Origin of the sequence: Micromonospora sicca (genome assembly GCF_003172935.1) — a bacterium.
In the GTDB taxonomy this organism is placed as follows: domain Bacteria; phylum Actinomycetota; class Actinomycetes; order Mycobacteriales; family Micromonosporaceae; genus Micromonospora; species Micromonospora sicca.
The window spans coordinates 1-6,332 of sequence record NZ_QGKS01000448.1 but is presented as its reverse complement, the minus strand read 5'-3'; the positions used below and the strand labels follow the sequence as shown (position 1 = coordinate 6,332).

At 72.0% G+C, this 6,332-nt stretch carries 5 protein-coding genes; 3 read left to right on the top strand and 2 right to left on the bottom strand.

What is annotated here, in order from left to right:
• Nucleotides 1-673 (bottom strand): MauE/DoxX family redox-associated membrane protein (locus tag DKT69_RS33415; protein WP_109805402.1); only part of this gene is annotated, 673 nt, incomplete at its 3' end.
• Entirely contained in the window at nucleotides 634-834 is a 201-nt protein-coding gene (locus DKT69_RS39265; protein WP_201749987.1) for a hypothetical protein, read from the bottom strand. The genes DKT69_RS39265 and DKT69_RS33415, both read right to left, overlap by 40 nt.
• A gap of 133 nt (nucleotides 835-967) precedes the next feature.
• On the opposite strand from DKT69_RS39265, the gene DKT69_RS33405 reads away from it, so the two are divergent.
• The 3 genes from DKT69_RS33405 (at nucleotide 968) to DKT69_RS33395 (ending at nucleotide 5,636) form a co-directional block, all read left to right on the top strand.
• A complete protein-coding gene (locus DKT69_RS33405; protein ID WP_109805401.1) occupies nucleotides 968-2,788 on the top strand; it encodes a glycoside hydrolase family 3 protein in 1,821 nt (606 codons plus the stop codon).
• A gap of 8 nt (nucleotides 2,789-2,796) precedes the next feature.
• The gene (locus DKT69_RS33400; RefSeq protein WP_109805400.1) at nucleotides 2,797-4,617 is read left to right on the top strand and encodes a serine hydrolase domain-containing protein; all 1,821 of its coding nucleotides are present in this window, start codon (nucleotides 2,797-2,799) and stop codon (nucleotides 4,615-4,617) included.
• Between the two features lie 200 nt (nucleotides 4,618-4,817).
• Nucleotides 4,818-5,636: a phytanoyl-CoA dioxygenase family protein gene (locus DKT69_RS33395; protein WP_109805399.1), complete on the top strand. Its 819-nt coding sequence runs from the start codon at nucleotides 4,818-4,820 to the stop codon at nucleotides 5,634-5,636.
• The last annotated feature ends 696 nt before the right edge of the window (nucleotides 5,637-6,332 follow it).

Below are 6,332 nucleotides of genomic sequence, written 5' to 3'. Positions count from 1 at the left end.
GGCTGAGCAGGATGTGCCAGGTGGCGTCGTCGACCACGGCGACCCGCACCGCGTCGCGATCCCGGTCGACCAGCGGCACGGCGAACACCGCCGTCACCAGGCGGCCCTGGTAGCGCGCGGCGTGCCCGACGAAGCGCCAGTCGCCGTCGTCCCAGTGCTCCCGCACGTCGGAGCGGAGCAGCGGCGCCACCCGTCGGTAGGCGTCGCTGAGCTGGAGTTGCTGCACGGTGGCGAGCAGCGGGACACCGGTGCCGCCGCGCAGCGGGTGGGTCAGCCGGGCGCGCAGCCGGCGTAGCGGCAACAGCCAGGACGGGTCCAGCTCCGGGGAGAGCGACACCATCACCGCCAGCTCGACGAGCAGCACGGCGGCGCCGGCCACCGGCTGCCCGGCCAGCGCGGGCAGCCACCCGCCGGTGGCCAGCCCGGCCAGTCCGCCCGCCGCCACCAGCAGCCCTGACCGGGCCAGGCTACGGCCGGAGACCGGGGTCGCCCGGGCGCTCAGGCAGCCGCAGGACGAGGTCGGGGCGGCCCGCCGGGCGTACCCGAGGTAGGCGACGAAGACGACGGTCAGCACCGTCGCGGCCACCGCCTCCACCCGCAGTACGGGCGGCAGCAGGAGCAGCTCGCTGAGGGTCAGTTCGACGCCACCCAGCAGCCGGTACGCGGGCAGCACGCGGTGCTGCGGGCGACGCTCCGGGCGGCACGCGGATGCGCGGGTACGCACCGCCCGGGGGCCTGCCGCCAGGCGGCGGCGTAGACGGTGGCAATGTCGATCTCGTTGGTGTCCGGATGCCAGGCGCCGAGCACCTGGACGTGCCGGCCGACCCGCAGCAACGACAGGTCGCTGACCGCCGGGGTGCCGTTGTAGACCGCGGCGGACCGGTCCGGCGTTCCTGTAGCAAACTTTCTTGACCATTCATCGATGTGTAGCTAAGTTTCAGTCAACCGGACTGAGAGGTCATCGTCTATGAAGGCCCGACTCGTCATCGCGACCGTCCTGGTGGCCACCCTGGCGACCACCCTCACGCCGCTCCCCGTCCAGGCCTCCGCCGCGCTTGTGCGCCCGCCCGCTGCCGAGCACGGCTGGGTCACCTCGACGTTGCGGCACATGAGCCTGGCGCAAAAGGTCGGCCAGCTCTTCTCCACGTACGTCTACGGCAGCGACGCCACCGAACCCACAGCCGCCGACCGCGTCGCCAACCGTGCGACGTTCGGCGTCGAGACGCCGGCCGAGGTCATCGACCGGTTCCACCTCGGCGGCGTCTGCTACTTCTCCTGGTCCCACAACCTGGACAGTCCCAGCCAGATCGCCACCCTCTCCAACGGGCTCCAGCGGGCCGCCCTCGGCGATGGCAGCAAGGGTCGGGTGCCCCTGCTCATCTCCACCGACCAGGAGCAGGGCGTGGTGCTGCGGATGCCCGCACCCGCCGCGCAGTTCCCCGGGTCGATGGCCCTGGGCGCCGCGCGGTCGCCCGGGGCCGCGCAGACGGCGGCGGAGATCACCGGGCGCGAGCTACGCGCGGCCGGCATCCACCAGCCGTACGCGCCGATCGCCGATGTCAACGTCAATCCGGCAAACCCGGTGATCGGAGTACGGTCCTTCGGCGCCGATCCCACCCTGGTGGCCGAGCTGACCGCCGCCCAGGTCACCGGGTTCCAGGACGGTGCCGGCGTGACCGCGGTGGCGAAGCACTTCCCCGGCCACGGTGACACCGAAAATGACAGCCACACCAACCTGCCGGTCATCAACCACAGCCGACAGGAGTGGGACCGCATCGACGCGCCGCCGTTCCGGCAGGCGATCAGCGCGGGCGTCGAATCGATCATGACCGCCCACATCGTGGTGCCCGCGCTCGATCCCTCCGGCGACCCGGCGACGTTGTCGCCGAGGATCCTCACCGACGTGCTGCGCGGCGAACTCGGCTTTCGCGGAGTCATCGTCACCGATGCGCTCAACATGGCCGGTGTGCGGCAGAAGTACGGTGACGACCGGGTGCCCGTGCTGGCGCTCAAGGCCGGCGCGGACCAGCTCCTGATGCCGCCGGACCTGCGGCTGGCCCGAGACGCGGTGCTGCGGGCCGTCTCCACCGGCGAGCTGACCGAGGGGCGCATCGACGAGTCGGTCCGGCGGATCCTCGCGATGAAGTACCGGCAGGGCCTGGCCCGGTCGCCGCTGGTCGACGTCGACGAGGCGGTACGCACGATCGGGGCGCCGCAGCACCTGGCCGCCGTGGCCCGGGTCACCGACCCGACCCTCACCGCGGTCCGCAACGACGCCGGGCTGCTGCCGCTTGCCCACACGGACCGGTCGGTGCTGGTCACCGGTTGGAACAGCGCCGCCTTCGCTCCGGTCGCGACGGTCGCCGACGGGTTCACCGCCCGCGGCGCCCGAGCCACCGCCCGACCCGCGACCCTCCCGTCCGACCCCGTGATCACCGCGACCGCTGCCGAGGCAGCCAAGCACGATCTCACCGTCGTACTGGTCAACAAGGCGTGGGACACCATCGTCACCGACCCGCGCGGCACCCAGCAACGTCTCGTCGCAGCGCTGGTCGCCACCGGGAAGCCCGTGGTGGTGGTGGCGGTCCGCGACCCCTACGACATCGCGTACCTGCCGGGGGTGACCACCTACCTGGCGACCTATTCGTACACCCGGGCGGCGATGGACGCTCTCGTCCGCTCGCTGCACGGCGAGCTGTCTCCCCGCGGACGGCTGCCCGTCACGATTCCCACGGCCGAGGGCGCGGGCACCGTGCTCTACCCCTACGGCCACGGCCTGACCTGGTAGGAGGAACCATGCAGCGGAGTGCCGTCGCCACCGCGGTCCGCACGAAACCGCTCCGAACCGTCGCGCTCGTTGCGGCCGTGGCCGTTCTGGTCACCTCCGTGCCGGCCACGGCCGCGGCTGCGCAGCCCCCGGCCGACTCCGGACCGCCGGCCGTCACCCCTGCCGACATCCAGTTCCGGAACGACACGCTGCGACGCGGCAGCGCCCGCGAGGTCGGCCTGCTCCCCGAGCACGTGGACCGCATGCCCGCCGACCTGGCGGCGTATCTCCAGCCGACCCCCGACCATCCCGGCTACCCCGCGTACGCGGGTGCCGTGGTCCTGGCGGCCAAGGACGGCGTTATCGTGCAGCACGCCGCGGTGGGCACGGCGGTGCGGTACGCCGCCGCCGGGCCGCCGCCCGGGCTGGTCGGGGTGGAGCTCCCCGCCGACCAGCAGATCCCCATGCGGCCCGACACGATCTTCGACCTGGCGTCGGTGTCGAAGCTGTTCACCACCATCGTGACGATGCAGCAGGTCGAGCGGGGGCGGGTGGAGCTGGACGCGCCCGTCGCCCGGTACCTCCCGGAGTTCGCGGCCGGCGGCAAGGCGGCGGTCACCGTACGGATGCTGCTCACCCACACCTCAGGCCTACCCGCCTTTGCGCCGCTGTGGAGCAGGTACCCGACGCAGGCCGAGCGGTTCGCCGCCGCGCTCGCCACGCCGCTGTCCCCCGGGGCGACGCCCGGTACCCGGTACGTGTACTCCGACCTCGGGCTGATCGCGCTCGGCGTGCTGGCGGAACGGATGACCGGCCGGCCGTTGGCCGAGCTGGTCCGCGACGGCGTCACCGCACCGCTGGGCATGAGTGACACCGGCTACAACCCGGGACCGGAGCGGCGGACGCGGATCGCCGCGACCGAGTACCAGCCGTACGCCGGGCGCGGCATGGTCTGGGGTGAGGTGCACGACGAGAACGCCTGGTCACTCGGCGGTGTGGCTGGGCACGCGGGAGCCTTCTCGACCGCGGCGGACCTCGCCGTGCTCTGTCAGGCGTTACTGAACGGCGGCGAGTACCGCGGGCGACGGATCCTGCGGGAGGACACGGTGCGGGCGATGCTGGTCAACTACAACGCGCCGCTGGAGCCGGCCTATCCGGAGAGCGATCGCGGACTGGGCTTCGAGCTCAACAAGCACTGGTACATGATGGGGCTCTCCTCCCCCGTGGCGTTCGGGCACACCGGCTTCACCGGCACGTCGATCGTCGTCGACCCGCTCTCCCACTCGTTCGTCATCCTGCTCAGCAACCGGGTACACCCCGACCGCGGCTGGGGCAGCAACAACGTCGCCCGGCGCGCCGTCGCGCGCGACCTCGCCGAAGCGATGCCGGTACGACCCCGGTCGCGGGACGCCTGGCGGGCCGACCCCCGCGACCTCGCGACGGGCACCCTCACCGCACCGCTGCGCCGGGCGGCGCGGGGCGGCTCGGCCAGTTTCCTGCTCTGGTACGACACCGAGCCGCGCTACGACAGCGCCCGGTTCGAGGTCTCCACTGACGGTGGCTCGACCTGGGCTCCCGAGCGGATGCTGCTGCGACATGGGAACCACCAGTGGACCAGCGACGGCACGGTCACCGGTTATGGCGGCCGGGTCTGGTGGCAGGTGTCGGTCGAGCTGCCCAATCAGGCTACCCACCTGAGATGGAGCAGCAGCACCGATGGCTCCGGCCAGGGTCGAGGGGTCTACGTCGACCAGATCGTCGCGACGGACCGGGACGGGCTGCTCTTCCACGGCGAGGGCGGCGACGCCTCCCGACTCGTCGCCCACGGTTGGTCCCCCGCCCGCGCCTGACCGGACGGCCGGGATCGTCGGATCGCCCCGCCTGATCCTCGGCAGCGACGGGCGCACGCCCGAACGGTACCCTGCCGACCAGCAGCGGCGTGTGCCCCAGTGCAGCGGCCGGCAGAGTACCGGTTCCGGCCATTCCAGGCGTAGCGGGCCGATCACCGTCCCGGCCAGACGTTGCGACAGCCGCTTGATGGGAGGCTCTGATGACCACTGCTGGCGCCGAACTCGACCAGCACTACGCCGTAGCGCCCGGGGACGTCGAGCGCTATGCCGCGAACGGCTTCGTGAAGCTGCGGGGCGTTCTCAGCCCTGACCTCGTCGCACATTACGAGCCGGAGATCACCGCGCAGGTGATCCGGCTCAACAGCCAGCACCTGCCGTTGGCCGAGCGCGACACGTACAGCCGGGCCTTCCTGCAGGTGGTGAACCTGTGGCGGCACAGCGACGTGGTGCGGGACTTCGTCTTCTCCCGGCGGCTGGCCGGGATGGCTGCCCAGTTGCTCGGGGTGCCGGCTGTGCGGCTCTATCACGACCAGGCGCTCTACAAGGAGGCCGGCGGCGGCTTCACGCCATGGCATGTGGACCAGCACTACTGGCCGCTCTCCACCGACCGTACGGTGACGGCCTGGGTGCCGCTGCAGGACACGCCGGCGGAGTTGGGGCCGCTGACCTTCGCGGCCGGCAGCCACCGGTCCGGTTACGGTCAGCCACTGGAGATCAGCGACGAGTCAGAGGCTCAGCTCGACGCCTTCGTGGCGGCCGGCGGCTTTCCGATCGACGATTCGCCATACGCGCTGGGCGACGTCAGCTTCCACGCGGGTTGGACCATCCACCGGGCGCCCGGCAACCGCGGCGACATCCCACGCCGGGTGATGACCATCATCTACATGGACGCGGCCCTCGAGGTGGCGCAGCCAGCCAACCGCTTCCAGCACGCGGACTGGGCGGCTTTTCTGGACAGTCGACCGGCCGGCAGCGTGGCCAGCGGGCCGCTCAACCCGATGCTCTGGTCCGCCGATTGAGCTGGCGCCGGCGATCGCGCCCTGTCGCAGGTACAGCACGGGTGGGTGGTCGAATCTCGCGCTGGCGGGAAGAACCGGCGGGACGCCCTGCGACGGTGGTGGAGGCGTTTGCGGTTCGGGTCGGCCCACTCGATCCGGCGGCGGGCAGCTGGACCGGCCCGAGCCGCTGCGCTACGTGCAGGTGGAGCCGACGGTGGTGGCTGAGATCGAAGTGGACACCGCCTTCGAGCGCCGGCGGAAGGCGCCACCGGGTCTGGTTCCTGCGTCCGCGGCTGGACCTGTCGGTGCACGACGTGCCGCTGCTGCTCGGCGAGGACGCCGACCCGCCCTGGGATGCCGCGGCCGGAGCGTGACGTGGCGGGTGCCTCATCGTCGGACGGTGGGTCGGTCGATTGGATGTTGCCCCAGGCAACCGGCGTCTGTGTCAGGACTGCCGGGGGAGGGCGTCTGTGGGGACGCTGTGAGAGCGTTCCTGGTATTGCGCTCAGTACGGGGCAGCGCGACACCAGACCTGGGAGACCTCCACACCCATGACCACCCCCTACGACCCTGCCCAGAACCAGCCCGGTCAGCAGCCGATGCCGCCGACCGCCCAGTTCCCGCAGGTCCCCGCCGGTTCTTCCCGCCAGCGCGAGATTCGACCACCCACCCGTGCTGTACCTGCGACAGGGCGCGATCGCCGGCGCCAGCTCAATC